Here is a 20,044-nt window from a genome sequence, read left to right on the forward strand (position 1 = left end):
GTTAATCGTGAATAATATGCAAATATAGCCGTAAATAGCACCTGATACAATAGCTATAACTTTTTAGAATAGCTTATAACTGAGGAGGAGTATCAAGTAGTAAGTATCAAGTAGTAAGATTTTTTCCAGGGGCCAAGTTGATGACGTTGAGGCATCAAGGTAGATTTTCATTTAACCAAAAAAGCCGTTATAAGAATGGGATATTACTTACAACGGCTTTGCGTTTTTTATCTTGATACTTGATACTTACTACTTGATACTAATCCGCATTATCATGCAAAAACGAGTTATTTCTCCTTATCTCGGTGTTGCCTTCGTTATCGGGCATCAGGCTGAAACGGGAGATGGCGCTTTCGTCAGATTTTGGGGTATCCTGCAGGGCAACTTCTTTGCGTTTGTAAGCAGGTACATTTTCCAGCTCCTGGATGTTGCCTGTACGTAGTTTCATGCTCAAATCCTTAAGTCGCATGATACGCTCGCGAGATTTTTTCAGCTGCTCCTCTATCGATTCGTTTGTTTTATTATCATCAGCACCTGCAAGGGCTACCGGTTCCGGCTCTGGCACAGGAGTTGGCACGGGCTCGGGCTTACGCGCTTCCTGTACAGGCGCACTGTAAGTTTCGGGCTCACTCATTTTAAAAGTGAAACCAGCCATGTCCTGCTCGTTTTCTTCTTCCTGCTCCTCTTCATGCAGGTTAAACTTAACTACATCGTCGTCCCTTTTCTCGGTGGCTCCAAACATATCAAACAAACCGGTTTGCTTAGGCTCCTCCTTGTGTTTAATATATGGCTGAGCAGGCGTATTGGCTTTAACCGGGTTTATAAATTCATTTACAGGTTTTACCAACGGTGCGTTCTCGGGAACCAACATTGATACTATCTTTTTGTTATTTTGCTCTTTTGCGCGCTCATCCTGGGTTTGGAAACCTGTGGCTATAATGGTAACCGATAATTTATCTTCCAGGTTTTCGTCAACACAGTTACCCCAAATCAGGTCAGCAGCCAAACCAGCTTCTTCCTGTATATAATCGGTAATAATGCTCACTTCATCCATGGTGACTTCTTTAAGGCCCGAGCTGATGTTAAGCAAAATGTAACGCGCACCTTCTATCTCATTATCTTTTAATAATGGCGATGCTAATGCACCTTCTACCGCCTTTAAAGCACGGCCTTCACCTTCGGCACTGCTGCTGCCCATGATACATACACCGCTATCTTTCATTACGGTACGCACGTCCTTAAAGTCAACGTTGATATAGCCTGGTAAGGTTATAATCTCGGCTATGCCTTTTGCTGCTGTGGTTAATATATCGTCTGCCTGGCCAAAAGCCGAACTCATGGTAAGGTTACCAAAAATCTGGCGCAGCCTGTCGTTCGATATCACCAGGAACGAATCAACATATTTACGCAGTTCTTCCATCCCGGCATCGGCCTGCATTTTGCGGCGTTTACCTTCAAATGAAAAAGGCGTAGTTATAATGCCAACGGTTAATATATCCATTTCGCGCGCGGCTTTGGCTATAATCGGGCTTGCACCTGTGCCGGTGCCACCGCCCATACCTGCGGTAATAAACAACATTTTGGTATTAACGCCCAGCATTTGTTTTATATCGTCGATATTTTCGATAGCCGAGTTTTTACCAACTTCGGGAATCGAACCTGCCCCCATACCTTCGGTAAGGCTGGCGCCCAATTGTACCTTGTTGGGTATAGGGCTAAGTTCCAGCGCCTGGGCATCTGTGTTACAAATTATAAAGTCGACACCGGTAATACCTTGCCTGTACATATGGTTCACCGCGTTGCCGCCACCACCGCCAACACCAATAACTTTGATGATCGACGATTTTTCTTTTAACATCTCAAACTGCATAATCTTCGTTTTCAGGTATATGTGATTTAACCACTATTTAGATTTTACCATCGTAATAATAATACTTTTTCAACAACAGTTTTCCACAAATGTCTACAATGTGGAAAAACTAAACCGTTGTGTATAATTATTTCAAAAAGTCCTCATCATTTATATCATCCTTAATAAAGGTGATGCTTTTCTTTAACAACCTGTCAAATAAACCACCCTCTTTTCCTTTACCCTCAAACTTGGGTTTCTGTGCTTTTTCAACCGGGGCATCTACGTTCATGTATTCCGTTTTCTGGATACCTTTTATCAATAGGCCTATACCGGTAGCAAACGTTGGGCTTTGCAGCTCTTCGTAAATATTTTTGGGCAGCACTTCATTCTTGGCCAAATGCTCGGTTGGGTAACCTACGCGGCAATCTAAACCGGTAACAAACTCAACCAGCTGGCGCAGGTGTTTCAATTGCGCGCCACCACCTGTAATTACTATACCGGCAATCAGCTTTTTCTCGTAGCCCGATGATTTAATCTCGTAGTACACGTGCTCCACAATCTCTTCCATACGGGCCTGTATCACGTAAGCCAGGTTTTTAACGCTTATCTCTTTTGGTTCGCGGCCGCGTAAACCGGGTACACAAACAATCTCGTTTTCCTTGTTCTCATCTGCCAGGGCCGATCCAAACCTTACCTTCAACTGCTCTGCTATGTTGCGCATTACCGAACAGCCTTCGCGGATATCCTCGGTTACGCTGTTGCCCCCAAAAGGAATAACGGCGGTATGACGGATAATGCCTTCGTGGAAAATGGCCACATCGGTAGTACCGCCGCCAATATCAACCAAAACAACACCGGCTTCTTTTTCCTCTTCGCTCAAAACAGATTCAGAAGATGCCAATGGCTCCAGTATCAAATCCTGGCTATCCAGGTTGGCCTTGTTAACGCATTTTACAATATTTTTAATAGCCGTAACCTGGCCGGATATGATGTGGAAGTTGGCTTCCAAACGTACCCCTGCCATGCCAATAGGGTCTTTAATTCCCGGCTCGTTATCTACAGTAAACTCCTGAGGCAACACATGTATAATATCCTCGCCCGGAGGCATTACCAGGTTATACATATCCTCAATCAGTTTATCGATATCCTTGCGGCTTATCTCTGATTGTAAATCGCGACGGGTTATTAAACCGCGATGCTGCAAGCTTTTAATGTGCTGACCGGCAATACCTACAAATACCACTTTGATATCTACATTTGATTGCGCACCGGCAATATCAACCGCCTGGGTAATACCCTGTACGGTTTTATCTATATTTGATACCATTCCGCGGGTTACACCTGCAGATTCTGCTTTACCAATTCCTAATACCTCAATCTTCCCATTCTTGCTCCTGCGACCAACGATGACGCATATTTTAGTAGTCCCGATATCCAATCCTACTACAATTGGTGAACTTTTTTCTTGTGTTGAGCTTTTGTCCATATTACATTTTTATTTGAGATGTATCCTTTTTCATTTTAAGCGAGTCCAGCTTCAATGCTTTCATTTTGGCCGAATCTGCTTTTGTCAGTTCGTTTTTTACACCAATTACCTGGTTGGTGTATTTAATATTAATGGTGCGGTATTTATCCCAGCCCACATGCGGCAGCACCTGTTTGTAAAAGGCTTGCAGGTTCCTTAGTTTTACATTTAACGAGTCGGCATTACCTATCAAAATCCGCTGGCTCCCTACCCTCGGTATCAATTCAATCTCGCGGTCGGTATTCACATATATCTGTGCTATCTGCGCATCCCACAGTGAATCCCGGCGAATAAAATCGGCTGTTTTATATAAATCCTTTGCCAGCTGCGTATGCAATGAATCAACGTGGTTGGTAAACAACTCATCGATATAACCATTGGCCACCAATACCCTTGCGGTAAAGTTTGACGACAGCGGTATTTTTAACCCGTGCTGATCGATATAAAAATCCATATCGTAATGGTTCATCACCCTTAATATGGGCTGCCGCTGGCTAACCTCTACCCTTAATACGCCATCCATTTCGGTATAAACTTTTGCAAACTCAATAAATGGATTTGCCCTTAGCTCATTTTCCAGTTCCTGGATATTGATGTGCTCCAGTTTTTGACCAATTAAGGTATGGCTGTTGGTTTGCAATATTTGGTCAACCTCCTGCTTGTCAATAAAATACTGGTTGCCCGGAATATTTACTTTTACCGCGGTACAAATCACAGAAGCTTTTTTTGTTTCGATAAAACTCATGAGCACCACAAGGCCACCCAGGCAAATTACCCAGGCAAATCCTATCAAAAGGCGCTTCCAGATGAGTTTTTTATCCATGTTGCATTATCTCCTTTAAAGGGTGTACCAGTGTATCTATATCGCCCGCGCCTACTGTTAGCAGCAGTTCGGGCTTTTCATTTTTTACCGCGTCTAATGCACCTTGCTTGCTTAGGATGCGTTTATTTATCAGCGCCATTTTATTGAGCAGCATATTTGAAGTAACACCTTCAATAGGCAACTCCCGGGCCGGGTAAATATCCAGCAGTATCAGCTCATCAACCATACTCAGCACCTCAGCAAAGCCATCGGCAAAATCGCGGGTACGGGTATACAAATGGGGCTGAAAAATAGCCGTCAGCTTTTTATCCGGGTACAATCTTTTTACTGATGATATACAAGCCCTCAATTCCTCAGGATGATGCGCGTAATCATCAATATAAATATGTTCGGGCGTTTTCACGATGTATTCAAACCTACGTTTAACCCCCCTGAATGAGCCAAGCGCCTCTTTAATTGATTCGGCCGGGATATCCAGCCTCAGAACGGCTTCAATGGCTGCTACAGCGTTTTCGATATTGTGCGTACCTGCAATACCCATTTTTATGTTGGGGATGCTGATATCGGCGTTGATAAAATCGAAATAAAAGTCGCCCCCCTCAATACGGATGTTGGCTGCATGCGCATCGGCTGTTGCATCTTCCAGCGCATAAGTATAACCTGTATCTAAAGGCAGGCCTTTTTTGTGTACCAGTGTACCGCCGCTTTTTATCTGCGATGCAAATAGCTTAAACGATTCTGTTAAATGTTCATGGTCGCCATAAATATCCAAATGATCGGCATCCATGGATGTGATGATGGCCACATCGGGGAACAATGTTAAAAACGAACGGTCATACTCATCAGCCTCCACAACCATTACATCGTTTTTGCCATACAGCACATTGGTTTGATAGTTGGATGATATGCCGCCCAAAAAAGCCGAACAATCATTGCCCGATGCCTTCAGCAAATGGGCCACCATGGTTGATGTGGTGGTTTTGCCATGTGTACCTGCAACTGCTATGGTGAAAGAGCTTTTGCTGATTAAACCCAAAACCTGCGAACGTTTAAACAACTCAAATCCGTGATTTTTGAAATAATTCAGCACTGCCGAATCCTTGGGAATGGCCGGTGTATAAATAATGAGTGTATCTGCAGATGGTTCCTGGAAGCTGATTGGGATACAATCGGCATTATCCTCAAAACAAATCTGGATACCCTCGTTATGTAAATCGTTGGTGAGGTCGGTAACTGTTTTATCGTAACCGCAAACAATACAACCCAAATGCTGGAAATAGCGGGCCAGGCCGCTCATCCCGATGCCGCCTATACCCACCAGGTAAACCCTTTGTATGTCGCGTAGTTCCATTTTAATGTTTTTAAAAAAGGCCCTCCCCTTTTTGGGAGAAGGAGGGCCATAACTTTAATTGTTATTTTATTATTTGTAAAAGCTCTTTTGCTATCACCTCATCAGCATTTGGCATAGCCATTTTACCTATGTTGGTGCTTAGTTTTCTTTGTAATGATTTGTCGTTCAATAATTCAATCGCCCTATCCACCAGTTTCTCTCCGGCATCCCTATCGGCTACAAAAACGGCAGCATCTTCCTGCACCAGTGCCAAAGCGTTTTTTGTTTGATGATCCTCGGCCACATTTGGCGATGGCACCAGGATAACCGGTTTTTTCACCACACATAATTCGGCAATGGTGCCGGCTCCTGCCCTCGAGATAATGATATCCGCGGCAGCGTACGCCAGATCCATCCGGGTTAAAAACTCCCTTACTTTAATATCCGGGTGATAATCTTCGCCCAGTTTTTCGATGATCGTTTTATAATAAAACTTGCCGGTTTGCCAAATGATCTGCACATCGGCAGCTATCAGCTTATCCAAACCAGCCATAATGCTGTTATTTAATGTACGTGCGCCAAGGCTGCCACCGGTTATCAGTATAGTTTTTTTAAAGGTTGATAACTTGTACAACTCCAATGCCTGCATATGCTTACCGGCAATATTTACCGAATCTTTACGGATAGGGTTGCCTGTTTTGATAATTTTACCGGCAGGAAAAAACTGCTCCATATTATCAAAAGCTACACATATTTTTTGAGCCCCTTTGCCCAGCCACTTATTGGTAATACCCGCGTAGGAGTTTTGCTCCTGTATCAGGTATGGTATTTTTTTCATTGATGCCGCATACAACAACGGGCCCGATGCATAACCACCAACACCAACAGCGGCATCCGGTTTAAAATCCTTTATAATTTGTAACGCCTTGCGCACGCTGCCTACCAGTTTAACCGGGAACATCACATTTTTCCAGATAGAATCGCGCTGAATGCCACGAATATCCAGTCCGATGATCTTATACCCGGCAGCGGGCACCTTTTCCATCTCCATCCGCCCAAGGGCTCCCACAAACAGGATCTCGGTTTTAGGGTCGATAGCCTTCAAAGCATTGGCAATAGCAATAGCCGGGAAGATGTGTCCTCCTGTTCCGCCACCACTTATGATAATTCTTTTTGACATGCTTTTTATTTAAAACTCTAAATCCTAATTTCTAAACTCTAAACCCTAATTTCTAAACTCTAAACCCTAATTTCTAAACTCTAAACCCTAATTTCTAAACTCTAAATCCTAATTTCTAAACTCTAAACCCTAATTTTCAAACTCTAAAAACCAGGCCAATCACTAATTCACTAAATCAATAATTCACTAATTAAATTAAGCCACACTTATCTCTCCCACCACAACTTTCTTCGGTTCCTCTATGTCCCTGCTTACTGATAGTATGATGCCGAAGGCCACACTTGTGAACAACAGCGACGTACCACCCATACTTACAAAGGGTAACGGCACACCGGTTACCGGGCCTAAGCCTACTGCCACAGCCATATTGGCAAATGCCTGTATTGCTAAGCTGAAGCTTAAACCGCAAGCCAGCAACGCGCCAAACGCCTTGGGGGCCTTGGTAATAATCTTTATACACCTGTACAACAAAAACAGGTAAATGCCTACCAGCGCGAAACCGCCAACCAGGCCGTATTCCTCAACAATGATGGCATAAATTTCATCAGAGTATGACTCGGGCAGGTAATTCCGTTCGGTGCTGTTGCCGGGGCCTTTGCCAAAAAGGCCTCCGCTGGCGATGGCAATCTTGGCATGATCGGCCTGGAATGATTTATCCGTTTTGGTTGAATCGGGATGCAGGAAGGTGCTTACGCGCGAAACATAAGTATGCCGCCTTGGCCCCAAAAATATAACCCCCAATAACAATATAAATCCCGCGCCGCATACAATAGCTATCTGTTTTATGCTGATACGGCCGATAATCAATAACAAAATACTTACCCCAAACAACATCAGGGCGGTTGATAAGTTAGCCAATGCAATCAGGATAAAAACCAAACAAACCGAGCCCATGATAGGCAAAAACGATTCTTTAACATCCTTGATATTTTCCTGCTTGCGCGATAAAGTACGCGCCAGGTAAGTGATCAAAGCCAGTTTGGCCAAATCTGATGTCTGGAAACTTAGCCCTACTATCGGGATATTAATCCAGCGGCTTGCATTGTTGATGTGGCTACCAAATACCAGGGTATATAGCAACAACGGAATAGTCACGATCATCATAATCTTGGACAAGCCGGCATAATACCGGTAATCAAGCTTGTGCGAAATATACATCAGCATAATGCCACCCACAACCATGGCCAGGTGCTTCATCAAAATCGACTCGACACCAACACCACGCTTATAAGCAAGCGTACCCGTTGAGCTGTACACAGCCAACAAGGATATAACAGAAAGCAATATCACTATCAGCCATATCCACCGGTCGCCTTTTGTGTTGTTTAATATCCTATGCATTGAGCCCCCTCTAAATCTCCCCCTAAAGGGTGAGACTTTTAATTTTTAATATTCGTAAATAATCTTCTCTATAATTATTCTTTTTAATCTGCACATCTGAAATTTGAAATCTGCACATCTGCTACAATTCCCTCACTGCCGCTTTAAACTGATTTCCCCTGTCTTCGTAATTTTTAAACAAATCAAAGCTGGCACATGCCGGCGATAACAATACGGTATCTCCTTTTTCGGCCAGGTGAAATGCTACCTGGGCAGCTTCCTGGGCCGAGAAGGTGTTTACAATAACATGCACATCATCTTCAAATGCATCGTGAATGCGCTTGTTGTCTTTTCCCAGGCAAACTATCGATCTGACTTTCTGCTTTACCAAATCTTTAAGCATGCCATAATCATTACCCTTATCAACGCCGCCAAGTATCAGCACCACATCGCTGCTCATACTCTCCAATGCGTACCAGGTTGAGTTAACGTTGGTGGCCTTTGAATCATTGATAAAGCGAACGCCCGATATATTAGCTACAAATTCAAGCCGGTGTTCAATGGCTTTAAAGTTGCCCATGCTCTCCTTTATCGTTCCCTCGCGCAACTCCAGCACCCTTGCTACAATACCTGATGCCATGGAGTTGTAAATGTTGTGCTTGCCCTGTAAGGCCAGTTCTTGAATTGACATTGTAAAATGTTCTTGATTTGTGTTGATGACAATATTGTCGTTATCGAGATATGCTCCCGGTTCAATCTTTTTTTCAATACTAAATGGTAATAGCCGGGCCCCAAACTTCCTGTCGGCCATACCTTTTATGGTCTCGGGATCATCGGCGCAGTAAATAAAACAATCGGCCGCTGTCTGGTTCTGCGCAACCCTGAATTTAGATGCGGCATAGTTTTCCAGCTTATAATCGTACCTGTCTAAATGGTCGGGTGTGATGTTGAGCAATACCGCTATATCTACCTTAAATTTAAACATATCATCCAGCATAAAGCTGCTTAGTTCCAGCACGTACAAATCAAACTTTTCGGTAGCTACCTGGTAAGCAAAGCTTTTGCCTATATTACCCGCCAGGCCAACATTTAAGCCACCATTTTTTAAAATATGGTAGGTTAAGCTGCTGGTAGTGGTTTTTCCGTTTGATCCGGTTATACCTATTATCTTCGCATTACAATACCTGCCTGCAAATTCAATTTCGGATATTACCGGGATCCCTTTTTCTTTAAGCTTTTTGATGATCGGTGCTTTATCCGGAATGCCCGGGCTTTTAATTACCTCTGTGGCATTCAGGATTAAATCCTCGGTATGTTGTTTTTCCTCGAAGCTGATATTCCAGTCTTCCAGTTGTTTCTTATACTTATCCGCAATGGCCCCAAAATCCGACACAAACACATCATACCCCTGCCGTTGCGCCAGGTATGCCGCACCAACACCACTTTCACCGGCGCCCAATATAGCTATCCGCTTAGTTGTGAGTTGTGAGTTGTGAGTTGTGAGTTCCTGTTGGTTCATTACTTTATTTTTTGTGATTTCACTGATCAATTTATGATTTCACTGATTATTTTTCTGTCCTTAATCCTTTTATCCTTATTCGTTCTGTCTTGATTCTTGACTCATGATTCTTGACTCTCCTATCTCAGCTTCAACGTTATAATCGTTATTATCGCCAGCAGTATCCCGATGATCCAAAACCGGGTTACGATTTTGGCTTCGTGGAAACCTTTCTTTTGATAATGGTGATGCAGCGGCGCCATTAAAAACACCCGACGGCCTTCGCCAAATCTTTTTTTGGTGTACTTAAACCAACCCACCTGCATAATCACCGACATGTTCTCGATCACAAATACACCGCATAATACCGGCAGCAATAATTCCTTGCGGATCATGATAGCAAAAACAGCTATGATACCGCCTATGGCCAAACTACCCGTATCGCCCATAAATACCTGCGCCGGGTAGGAGTTGTACCATAAAAAGCCAACGCAGGCACCAACAAAAGCGCCGGCGAAGATCACCAGCTCGCCCGAGTTGGGAATGAACATGATATTCAGATAGTCGGCTATTTCGATATTCCCGGATACATATGCCAGTATAGCCAGCGTGATACCTATAATGGCCGAGGTACCCGTCGCCAGGCCGTCAATGCCATCCGTTATGTTTGCTCCATTGGAAATAAAGGTTATTATGATGATCACAAAAAACAAGAACACCACCAAGGCATAATACTCATATCCGGGACCGATAAACTTTAATACTTTGCCGTAATCCAACTCGTTATTTTTGTAAAACGGCATGGTTGTTTTAGTGGAGTGTACATCCTGTGTATAAACCGGCACATTCTTTTTCAGGTGAAAATCAACAGGCGCATTGGCTATTACCGGCAATTTTACTTCCTGCCGGATAACAATATTGGTGTTAAAATACATTGTCCATCCTACTATCAGCGATAAACCCACCTGGCCTACAATTTTAAAACGGCCAGCCAACCCCTCTTTATTTTTTTTAAATACTTTAATATAATCATCTAAAAAACCAATGGAGCCCAGCCAAATGGTGGTAACTATCATCAATATAATATACACGTTGCCCAATTTGGCAAACAACAAAGTAGGCACCAGGATACCCAGCAAAATAATAAGCCCACCCATGGTTGGTGTACCTGATTTTTGCATCTGGCCTTCCAAACCTAAATTCCTAACCGTTTCGCCCACCTGTTTAAAACGCAGGTAATCAATCAGCCTACGGCCATATACGGTTGTAACCAACAGCGACGTTATTACAGCCAAAGCCGTACGAAACGTGATATATTGAAATACCCCGAGTCCCGGAATGTTGTAGTTTTTATTTAAGTAAGTAAACAAATAATATAACATGCTCTATTTTGATTACACCGATTCTTTATATTGATTTCACCGATTAAAATGAACTCATGGATTCTGCTAATTCTTTAATTCTGTAAATTCTGATTCAGACTAATAATTTGAATTGGTCTTCAAGTTCTTCCATGTCGTCAAAATGGCTTTTTACGCCATGCGATTCCTGGTATTTCTCATGCCCCTTCCCTGCAACCAAAATGATATCTCCCGGATTTGCCAGCATGCAGGCTGTTTTAATTGCCTCTCGCCTGTCAACAATGCTCACCGTATGGCGTTTAAATGCCGGATCAACACCCTCAATCATGTCTTTAATGATCTGGGCAGGATCTTCCGAACGGGGATTATCTGACGTCAGGATCACTTTATCGCTCCACTCGCTGGCCACGCGGGCCATGATGGGGCGTTTAGTTTTATCGCGATCGCCGCCACAACCTATTACAGTTATTACTTTCTCGTTGCCTTTGCGGATGTCGTGAATAGTACTCAGCACATTTTGAACGGCATCCGGTGTGTGGGCATAATCAACTATCCCAATCACTTTATTGGGGGCTACTATATATTCAAACCTGCCTTCGGCGCCGGTTAGCTTGCTCAGGCTGGTTAATACTTTGGCTTTATTCTGCTCCAATAACATGGCAGTAGCGTATACCGCCAGCAGGTTATAAGCGTTAAAGGTGCCTACCATTTTAAACCATACCTCTTCGTTATCAATATGCAATAAAAGGCCGCCAAACTGGTTTTCTAAAATCCGCGCCTTATAATCAGCCATGCTTTTTAGTCCGTAGTTTTTTTTGTGCGCCTGCGAATTTTGCAGCATTACATTCCCATTTTTATCATCGCTGTTAGTTAAAGCGAATGCACTTTTTGGCAAGCCGTCAAAAAAAGCCTTTTTGGCCTTCAAATAGCTATTGAAAGTTTTATGATAATCTAAATGGTCATGCGTAAGATTAGTAAATATCCCTCCCGAAAACTGCAAGTTGGCTATCCTATGCTGCGCAACGGCGTGTGAACTTACTTCCATAAAGCAATAATCGCAGCCTTGCGCTACCATTTCTTCCAGCAACCGGTTAAGCTCTATCGGATCTGGCGTAGTATGGGTTGATGGAATTACATTGCCGTTTATCTGGTTTTCTACAGTTGATAACAACCCGCATTTATAACCCAGATCGCGGAACAACTGGTACAATAATGTAGCAATAGTGGTTTTACCGTTGGTACCTGTAACGCCAACCAGTTTTAATTGTGCCGATGGATTGCCGTAAAAATTAGCAGCCACCAGGCTTAAAGCTTTGCTGGAATCGGCCACCATCAAAAAATCAACTTCGGCTGCGGTGTGGGCGGGCAAATCTTCACAGATAACAGCGACGGCGCCCTTTTTTATAGCCTGATCAATATAATCATGGCCATCAACCTGGGTACCCTTCACGGCAACAAACATCGCCCCCGGGACTACCTGCCTTGAATCGAAGGCGATAGCAGTAATCTCCACGTCGGCGCTGCCCTGCAGTTCTGTAAAGGCCAATCCATCTATTAAATCACTTAAATACCTCATTGCAACTCAATTGTTATGCGTGAACCTTTGGGTATCGAGCTGCCTCCGGTAACCGATTGCGTGGTTACCATGCCGCTGCCGCGTACCGTTACTTTATAACCTGCATTGCCCAAAACATACAGGGCATCGCTAAGGCCCATTCCTGTAACTGCCGGAACGGTGCCTTCTTTATATCTCGTATCTTCAAACGGAATGCCATTACTGGTATCAACTCCACTGCCGGTAATATCGGCTGATGCGTAAAGCGGTTTAACGCCCAATTTGTTGTATACATGCTTTAAGGCTTTCAAATTGCCACGTTTTACTTTCGGCATCGATGTATTACCTACCAATGTAACCGGCGATGGCTGGTTTATTTCCATATCATTGGCATATACCTTATCGGCAATTTCCCTAAAAACGGGACCCGCAACCTTAGCCGCCAGGTACGATCCGCGGGTTGGGTTATTTACCACTACAATCATGGAATATTTAGGATGATCGGCAGGGAAATAACCGCAAAAAGAAGCCTGGTATTTTTTTACCTTATAGCCCTTTGTACCATCGGCCACCTGTGCAGTACCGGTTTTACCAGCTACCGTGTAGCGCGGATTTTTAATTACACGCTTACAATTACCTTCCTGTACAACGCCTTCCAGCATGCTTCTTAATTTGCCAAGCGTAGCATCCGAACACACCTTTTCGTTAATAACCCTGGCATTAAACTGCTCAACAGTGCTGCCCATCCTCCTGATCTCGCGCACAAAAATTGGCGAAATAAGCTTACCGTTGTTGGCTACCGAATTATAAAAGGCCAGCATTTGCAATGGCGTAAGGTTCATTTCATAACCGTAGGCCATTTCGGGCAGGGTGTAGTATTTATTCCAGCTGCGGTTGGCCGGATTTTTTATTACCGGCCTGCCTTCGCCGGCAATTTGCAGGCCCAGCTTATCATTTAAATGATAACTGTACAGCTTATTGATAAATTGCCATGGGTTATCCTTATAATGACCATAAACCAACTTGGCCGCGGCTACATTTGATGATTCTTCAAAAGCCTTTTTTACCGTCATTTCATAGTTGTCATGCTCGGTATCGGTAATGGTTGGCCCCTTGGGGAACTTGTATTTACCACCCTCGGCATTCACTATAGTATTGGTATCCAGTTTATGCTGATCAAGCAGGGTCATATAAGATACCAGCTTGAAGGTAGAACCCGGATCAATTGCGTTGCTGATAGCGTAATTAAAGCTCTCTTTAAAAGTATTTTCTTTTGAGCGGGTAAAATTGGCTATAGCGCGCACCTCGCCTGTGGCAACTTCCATCAGCACCACGCAACCATGATCGGCGGCGCTTGAATCCAGCTGCCTTAATAGGGCCGCCTGGGCTATCTCCTGGAAGTTAACGTTGATGGTAGATATAATATCGGCCCCATCTTTTGTAGGGATCTCATCTTCATCATTATTTACGGGCATCCAGGTACCGCCTGGAATACGCTGCATTAAGCGCCTGCCATTTTCGCCGTTAATATATGACGAGAAAGCACCTTCCAGCCCCACCGGGTTTTTAATATTTTCGTTTTTGTAACCAATGGTACGCGCTGCCAAAGCATGAAAAGGCAAAATCCGTTTGTTTTGCTGCAACACAATGAGGCAGTTTTTAGTCTTCCTGTTTTTGAAGATCGGGAACTCGCGGATCTTTTTCAACTCCTGGTAACTTACCCTGCGGCGTAAAAGCTGATAACGCGATCCGTCTTTACGGGCATCGCGTAGTAACCTGGCATATTCGCGCGGCGTTCTATCGCCATATAATTGCGATAAATCTGTTGCCAGCACGTCAACATTATCATTAAAAATACTATCAACCGCCAGCCCTGCGCCAAACATATCCATATGCAACTCATACTCAGGCACCGATGTAGCCAACAGGCTGCCGTCTGCAGAAAAAATATTGCCCCGCGCGGCCTCTACATCTCTAAATTGGGCTGTCATGTTTACTGCTTTGGCTTTCCATTTTGCACCCTGCACAAATTGCACCCTGCAAAGCTGTACCACAACCGCGAACGAAAAAAGCACAACAAGGCCAAAGGCAATATATACCCTCAACAATATGTTAGTCCTAATTTTCATCCTTGTCCTCCTTCACCGTTATTTTTTTTGGCGGCTCAACGCTTTGCCTTACCCCAAGGGTATCGGCACGTTTGGCCACTTCAATTAATGTACTTTTAAAAGCCATATCGGCTTTTTGGGTTTTAAAATCCCAGCTGCGCTCTTTTACTTCTTTGGTTAGGTCATCAATATCGCGGATGGTTTTTTGAGCCAGGTGCATATTACCAATGTATACCATGCCCAAAAAAGCTATGAACAGTACAAAAGGCAGGGCATTGGTAGCCTTCTCGCTTGTAATGAAGCGCTTGGTGAAAAATTGCGTAAAGAAATTATCGGGGATCTCCCTTTTTCGGGGCTTCTCCTCAACTATAAGCTCTTCCGCTTCTTCCTCCTCCTGAATTTCTGTACGGAAACGATTGCTCATATTTTTACAGCTATCCTTAATTTAGCGCTCCGTGCCCTGTTATTGTTACTTATTTCATCGGCCGATGCTGTGATAGCCCCGCGGCTTACAGCATCAAGCGGCCTTTTATTATTTCCGTATAAATCCTTCTCTACCTCGCCGCTAAACTTACCTTTGGCGATGAAGTTTTTTACCAGCCTGTCTTCCAGCGAGTGGTAGCTCATTACTACCAACCTGCCACCAACGGCTAAAACCTCTGCGCTTTGAATTAAAAATTCCTTCAGCGCTTCCAACTCCTGGTTAACCTCGATGCGCAACGCCTGGAAAACCTGCGCCAGGTATTTATTCTCCTTCCCCTTCGGAATACGGTTAATTATCGCGTTCTTTAAATCGGCTATGGTTACTATCGGGACGTTGAGCCTGGCGGTAACAATAGTTTCGGCCAACGATTTGGCATTCTGAATCTCGCCGTAAACGCCAAAAATGCGGTGCAGTTCGGCACCGGTATAATTGTTTACTACATCCTTAGCCGTAAGCTCGCCACCCTGGTTCATACGCATATCCAGCTCGGCGTCAAAACGGATGGAAAAACCACGTTCGGCCTGGTCAAACTGGTATGATGATACGCCCAAATCGGCCAGTATACCATCAACCGGGATAGCGCCATGCAGCCGGCAAAAATTTTTCAGGTACCTGAAATTCTGATCTATAAAAACAAAACGTTCATCGTCAATTATATTTTGCTGCGCATCGGTATCCTGGTCAAAAGCAAGCAGTTGGCCATCTTTGCTCAGGTGCTTCATGATCTCGCGCGAATGCCCCCCGCCGCCAAAAGTTACATCCACATAAGTGCCGTCCTTTTTTATAGCAAGACCATCAATGCATTCCTGCAACATCACCGGTGTATGGTACTCACTCATCTATCCTCCTTGCTTTACTACCCATTACCGCTTCGGCCAATTCGGCAAAATTATCAGGCTCGTTATTTATCATCTCGGTATGGGCAGCCTTATCCCAAACCTCTATTTTGTTCAATACACACGTTAAAACAACATCGTTGCCAATGCCGGCAAAATCAAGTAAACTCTTTGGCAAAAGCACCCTGCCGGCCGAATCGGGCATCAAAGCCGTGGCGCCGCCGGTGAAATAGCGAATAAAACGCAGATTTTGCCGGTCATATTCGTTAAGTTTGCTCAATTCATCAAGTCTTTTGTCCCATTCGGATTTTGTGTAAATAACCAGGTACTTTTCCAAGCCGCGATTGATCATAAGGCCCTCTCCGTCAGCTTCAGGAAGCTGCTTTTTGAGGCCCGCAGGGATCATCATCCGCCCTTTGGCATCCAGTTTACATTCAAATTCTCCGGTTAAATGCGGCATTATAAGACTATGGCTTAATTTAATAGGTAAAAGTAATTTTCTTTTACCACAAATTACCACTTTTTACCACCAAAAAGTTTTCAACATTTTTGGCGGCTTTTGACGCTATGCGCAGGGAAATCGCTTTTAAAAATTTGGTATAGAAAGGGAGGTAACCCCTACGGGGCATAAAAGGAATCTGACATTTTGTATCTACAAACAGGTAGCCTCTACGAGGCAAACGCTTGTATTTGATTGATGCCTCGTAGAGGCTACCTGTTTGTAGCAATATTTATATAAATTTCTTTTATGCCCCGTAGGGGTTACCTATCTCAGCATTAAAAATGCTCACATGAGGTAAAAAGTTTAAACGCGCTTTCCTGGGGCGATAAGCCTAAATTCAAAAAAGTTGAGCGGCCATTTAAAATCAGAATCAAGACTTAAAATTTTATAAATTTGATTCATAGTGGAAAAGCCGACGATCAATATCCCCGACAAAAAAGGCTCGCTGATAAAACAGATCCTTATCGGGCCCGGTGTCGCTATACAACAGGATTCCCCTACTGATATCATTGCCTACAAAGAAAAACCGGCCAAAATTTCAATATGGTCTGATAGTGATTTGAAGTTTTCAGAAGAAGATAAAAATGCTTTCGAAAGCTTGAGACAGCAACAAAGATTTTAGAACACTAAACCAATGACAGTTTTACAAATTACGGTACCTAAGGATAAAGAAAAGCTGGTGAGATTGCTTTTAAAGGAGTTGGGGGTTGCGATAAAAAAAGTAAGCGTAAAATCATCTATTGCTGAAAGTTTAAAAACCGCAGCAAAAGAGATGAAAGCAATAAAAGCAGGTAAACTGGAATCTATAAGCTTTAATGACCTGCTAAGTGAATTGTAGGATCCAATCAATAGTTGTTATCCCCTCAAAACCGCCACCATCGCCCTTACTTCATCCTCATCGGCAATATAAACATTGCCATAATCGCTCACTTCTTTATTAATATAAGTTAAAGGGTTTGGCGCTATAACGCGTGCCGATGAATGATATTCTGTTGCATTACTTTCGGCTAACAGCTTTTGCAGATTGGTTGATTTAACACCGGCACCTGGCATAATGGAAATGCGGCCGGCGGCTTGTTTAACCAGCTTTCCTAATAACAAACCGGCATCAGGCGCGGCGCTTTTTTGACCGGAGGTGAGTACCCGCCGGCATCCGCAGGCTATTAGTTCTTCCAACGATTTAAAAGGATCGGGCGTACCATCAAACGCACGGTTGCAGGTAACACTCATTGGCCCGGCCCATTCAACAATACGCTTCAGCCATTCGGTATCAATTTCGGCATCTATGGTTTGTGTGCCCACCGAAATGCCACTGCAGCCCAGCTCGCGGCAAATTTGTATATCATGCTTAATAATGGCGTATTCATCCTCATTGTAAAAGTAATTTCCGGACCGCGGCCTGATGATGGGGAACAAATCGATACCTATTTTATCACGCACCTGTTTTATGGAGCCATAGCCTGGCGTAGTACCGCCTTCAATAGGGTTATCGCATAATTCAACCCGCGCAGCGCCCGCGCGCTCGGCTATGATACAGGTTTGAATAGTAAAGGCGCATACTTCGAGGATCCTGGCAGGCATATCTGATTATTTGCTGATTGTAAACATACAAGGATTATTCCTTCACTAACAACATCCCCAATAAAATTCAACCTGTTGCTGTTAAAAGTATTGACTGTTTAAATTGCATACTGTATATTTACAATATACAGTATTGCTTAAGCAGTGATAAAATCTATACAACATAAAGGCTTGAAATTATTTTGGACTAAAGGCGATTCCAGTAAACTTCAATCTGAATATATTCATAAAATTAAAAAACTTTTAAACATTATTGAATATTTGGAAACGGTGCCACAAGATCTGGAAGGCTTTAAAAACTTGCGGCCACATCCATTAAAAGGTGACCTGGATGGTTTTTGGTCGCTTGATGTTTCAGGAAATTGGAGGATTATTTTCAGGTTTGAAAATGGGAACGCCTTTGATTTGGACTATTTAGATACGCATTAAATTCATGTAAAATGGAAAGAGCATTTAACACAAATATCCATCCGGGGATAATTTTAAAAGAAGATATCATAGAAGCAAACGGACTGAGCATTAGTAAAGCTGCAGATTTATTAGGCGTGTCAAGGTTAACCTTATCTAAAATAACAAACGGTAAAGGATCTATTACACCCAACATCGCATTAAGAATTGAAGGAGTTTTTGGAGGCAGTGCAGATTTTTGGCTTAGAATGCAAAGAGGGTATGATTTGATTGAAGAAAAAATAAAATTCCTAAACAATCCCCCCAAGTTAACCCATTTTGAGTTTGCCTGATACTCGGTCTATGTTGCCAGGTATTAAACAAACCATCAACCTCAATTTAAACCAATTCCAGCTTTCTATGCACCTTAGTTTTTTTCCTTGTACGGTTAAGCCACATCATTACCCCTGTTACCGGGAATATGAGCGATAAAAGGCATACTATGAAACTGATTATTTTGGTGGGCAAGCCGTAAACCGAGCCGGTATGTACCGGTTTTACGTAAGCTCTTACCCGCTGGCCTAAACTTTTGGCAGCAAACAACTGCGCTCCTGCTATGCCGCGGCTATACTGATCAACGTAATACGTATCGGCAGTGGTTTCAATAGCGCCTTTGGGTAAAACGTTAATGCTGTAAACGGCCAGTGAATCTTTAGGTACCCGTACTGTATAATAATCTGCCAATGCGGTTTGTGATGCTACTGCCTGCAATGCGGCATCTGCCTTTAAAGCCCGGGCTCCGGGCTGGTATTTTGATTGCGGCGCTTTAGGCTGCTCTTTTACCAGCTTTGAACCGGTTATGGCAAACAATGCCTGGTTGGCCAGCTTAAACGTCATGATTAAACCTGTTAAAGCAATCACAATTAAAAATAACGAAGTATAAAAGCCGGTAACCAGGTGCAAATCATGTACCAGCCGTTTGGTGCTGCCGCCCCACTTTATTTTTAACCGCTGCTTCATAATGTTTTTGGTTTTTGGCCACCACAATATTACCCCGGTTATTAATATAAACAGAAACAGCAATGTCGAGATTGACACCACCCAATCGCCCAAGCTATCCTTACCTGCCAGCAAAAACCGGTGAAACATCTCGACAGAATACAGAAACGATTGCTTCCGGCTATACTCACCCGTTACCTGGCCGGTGTAGGGGTTTACAAAAACGCTCATATTTGCCCGGTCGGCCTCTTTAGCTTTTTTATCCTTATCGCCCTGTGCCATTGCGGGCCTGCTTTTTTCGGCCTGGGCAGCATTACCTTTTTTACTTTTCTTTTCGGGTACAATTAAGCCAATCTCAACGGTTCTGGTGGCATCATTATAAACCATTGCCGAGGCCAGCTTTGCTTTAGGCACCTGTTTAAGGGCTGCCTTAATCATTTGCTCCAGCGGCATCCGGGTGGCTGCTGCCTGCACATAATAAAGTTTAGGGTGCAGGGTATGCTCAATTTCTTTTTCAAAAACCAGCATAGTGCCCGTGAGGCATGAGCAAAAAATAACTATGCCAGCCGCAAGGCTCAAATAAAGGTGTATGGTACGGAAAAATACTTTCATGGCTTTCATTACAAAAACCGGGCATGCTAAGGCACATCCCGGTTTGGTTAATAATATGCGTTAATAAGTCAATAGTCGTAAGTCTAAAGTT

General features: G+C 43.5%; 19 protein-coding genes. 4 read left to right on the top strand and 15 right to left on the bottom strand.

The features are described 5' to 3' along the window. Nucleotides 1-259 precede the first annotated feature (259 nt). The 13 genes from ftsZ to mraZ all read right to left on the bottom strand — a co-directional run bounded on the left by ftsZ (nt 260) and on the right by mraZ (nt 16,332). Entirely contained in the window at nt 260-1,870 is a 1,611-nt protein-coding gene (ftsZ, locus tag AC1DXF_RS03700; RefSeq protein WP_477382431.1) for a cell division protein FtsZ, read from the bottom strand. A 127-nt stretch (nt 1,871-1,997) separates the two neighbouring features. Next, complete coding sequence (gene ftsA, locus AC1DXF_RS03705) at nt 1,998-3,338, bottom strand: cell division protein FtsA (RefSeq protein WP_477446242.1); 1,341 nt, start codon at nt 3,336-3,338, stop codon at nt 1,998-2,000. Between the two features lies 1 nt (nt 3,339). Next, nucleotides 3,340-4,200: a cell division protein FtsQ/DivIB gene (locus AC1DXF_RS03710; RefSeq protein WP_477446244.1), complete on the bottom strand. Its 861-nt coding sequence runs from the start codon at nt 4,198-4,200 to the stop codon at nt 3,340-3,342. Continuing rightward, on the bottom strand, nt 4,193-5,551 hold the full coding sequence (murC, locus tag AC1DXF_RS03715; RefSeq protein ID WP_477446246.1) for a UDP-N-acetylmuramate--L-alanine ligase: 1,359 nt from the start codon (nt 5,549-5,551) through the stop codon (nt 4,193-4,195). Before murC ends, AC1DXF_RS03710 begins: the two co-directional genes overlap by 8 nt. A 61-nt stretch (nt 5,552-5,612) precedes the next feature. After that, nucleotides 5,613-6,710 (bottom strand): undecaprenyldiphospho-muramoylpentapeptide beta-N-acetylglucosaminyltransferase, encoded by a 1,098-nt coding sequence (gene murG, locus AC1DXF_RS03720; RefSeq protein ID WP_477446248.1) that lies wholly within the window; start codon nt 6,708-6,710, stop codon nt 5,613-5,615. Between the two features lie 195 nt (nt 6,711-6,905). After that, nucleotides 6,906-8,051, bottom strand: a complete 1,146-nt coding sequence (locus AC1DXF_RS03725; protein WP_477446250.1) for an FtsW/RodA/SpoVE family cell cycle protein — start codon at nt 8,049-8,051, stop codon at nt 6,906-6,908. Between the two features lie 121 nt (nt 8,052-8,172). Then, nucleotides 8,173-9,549 carry a UDP-N-acetylmuramoyl-L-alanine--D-glutamate ligase gene (murD, locus tag AC1DXF_RS03730; protein WP_477446252.1) on the bottom strand — a complete coding sequence of 459 codons (1,377 nt, stop codon included), beginning with the start codon at nt 9,547-9,549 and terminating at the stop codon, nt 8,173-8,175. A 119-nt stretch (nt 9,550-9,668) separates the two neighbouring features. Then, nucleotides 9,669-10,910, bottom strand: a complete 1,242-nt coding sequence (mraY, locus tag AC1DXF_RS03735; protein ID WP_477446254.1) for a phospho-N-acetylmuramoyl-pentapeptide-transferase — start codon at nt 10,908-10,910, stop codon at nt 9,669-9,671. Nucleotides 10,911-11,004: 94 nt separating this feature from the next. After that, a complete protein-coding gene (locus AC1DXF_RS03740; protein WP_477446256.1) occupies nt 11,005-12,465 on the bottom strand; it encodes a UDP-N-acetylmuramoyl-L-alanyl-D-glutamate--2,6-diaminopimelate ligase in 1,461 nt (486 codons plus the stop codon). After that, a complete protein-coding gene (locus tag AC1DXF_RS03745; RefSeq protein WP_477446258.1) occupies nt 12,462-14,573 on the bottom strand; it encodes a penicillin-binding protein in 2,112 nt (703 codons plus the stop codon). Before AC1DXF_RS03745 ends, AC1DXF_RS03740 begins: the two co-directional genes overlap by 4 nt. Further along, nucleotides 14,563-14,976, bottom strand: a complete 414-nt coding sequence (locus AC1DXF_RS03750; protein ID WP_477446260.1) for an FtsL-like putative cell division protein — start codon at nt 14,974-14,976, stop codon at nt 14,563-14,565. Before AC1DXF_RS03750 ends, AC1DXF_RS03745 begins: the two co-directional genes overlap by 11 nt. Next, a complete protein-coding gene (rsmH, locus tag AC1DXF_RS03755; RefSeq protein ID WP_477446262.1) occupies nt 14,973-15,875 on the bottom strand; it encodes a 16S rRNA (cytosine(1402)-N(4))-methyltransferase RsmH in 903 nt (300 codons plus the stop codon). Before rsmH ends, AC1DXF_RS03750 begins: the two co-directional genes overlap by 4 nt. Next, the gene (gene mraZ / locus AC1DXF_RS03760; protein ID WP_090652428.1) at nt 15,868-16,332 is read right to left on the bottom strand and encodes a division/cell wall cluster transcriptional repressor MraZ; all 465 of its coding nucleotides are present in this window, start codon (nt 16,330-16,332) and stop codon (nt 15,868-15,870) included. The genes rsmH and mraZ overlap by 8 nt, the downstream gene beginning before the upstream one ends. 445 nt (nt 16,333-16,777) lie before the next feature. Between mraZ and AC1DXF_RS03765 the strand changes: the two genes are divergently transcribed. Both AC1DXF_RS03765 and AC1DXF_RS03770 read left to right on the top strand, forming a co-directional pair. After that, the gene (locus tag AC1DXF_RS03765; RefSeq protein WP_477446264.1) at nt 16,778-16,996 is read left to right on the top strand and encodes a hypothetical protein; all 219 of its coding nucleotides are present in this window, start codon (nt 16,778-16,780) and stop codon (nt 16,994-16,996) included. A gap of 12 nt (nt 16,997-17,008) precedes the next feature. Then, a complete protein-coding gene (locus AC1DXF_RS03770) occupies nt 17,009-17,212 on the top strand; it encodes a hypothetical protein (RefSeq protein WP_477446266.1) in 204 nt (67 codons plus the stop codon). A 17-nt stretch (nt 17,213-17,229) separates the two neighbouring features. On the opposite strand, the gene AC1DXF_RS03775 is transcribed toward AC1DXF_RS03770, so the two are convergent. Then, entirely contained in the window at nt 17,230-17,955 is a 726-nt protein-coding gene (locus AC1DXF_RS03775; RefSeq protein ID WP_477446268.1) for a copper homeostasis protein CutC, read from the bottom strand. A gap of 144 nt (nt 17,956-18,099) precedes the next feature. Between AC1DXF_RS03775 and AC1DXF_RS03780 the strand changes: the two genes are divergently transcribed. Both AC1DXF_RS03780 and AC1DXF_RS03785 read left to right on the top strand, forming a co-directional pair. Then, nucleotides 18,100-18,384: a type II toxin-antitoxin system RelE/ParE family toxin gene (locus AC1DXF_RS03780; RefSeq protein WP_477446270.1), complete on the top strand. Its 285-nt coding sequence runs from the start codon at nt 18,100-18,102 to the stop codon at nt 18,382-18,384. Nucleotides 18,385-18,395: 11 nt separating this feature from the next. Further along, nucleotides 18,396-18,695, top strand: coding sequence for a HigA family addiction module antitoxin (locus AC1DXF_RS03785; protein ID WP_477446273.1), 300 nt, complete (start codon nt 18,396-18,398; stop codon nt 18,693-18,695). Between the two features lie 46 nt (nt 18,696-18,741). Here the strand turns inward: AC1DXF_RS03785 and AC1DXF_RS03790 are convergent, their stop codons facing one another. Further along, nucleotides 18,742-19,953 (bottom strand): PepSY-associated TM helix domain-containing protein, encoded by a 1,212-nt coding sequence (locus tag AC1DXF_RS03790; RefSeq protein ID WP_477446275.1) that lies wholly within the window; start codon nt 19,951-19,953, stop codon nt 18,742-18,744. Between the last annotated feature and the right edge of the window lie 91 nt (nt 19,954-20,044).

This window comes from Mucilaginibacter sp. P2_A5 (assembly GCF_056404995.1).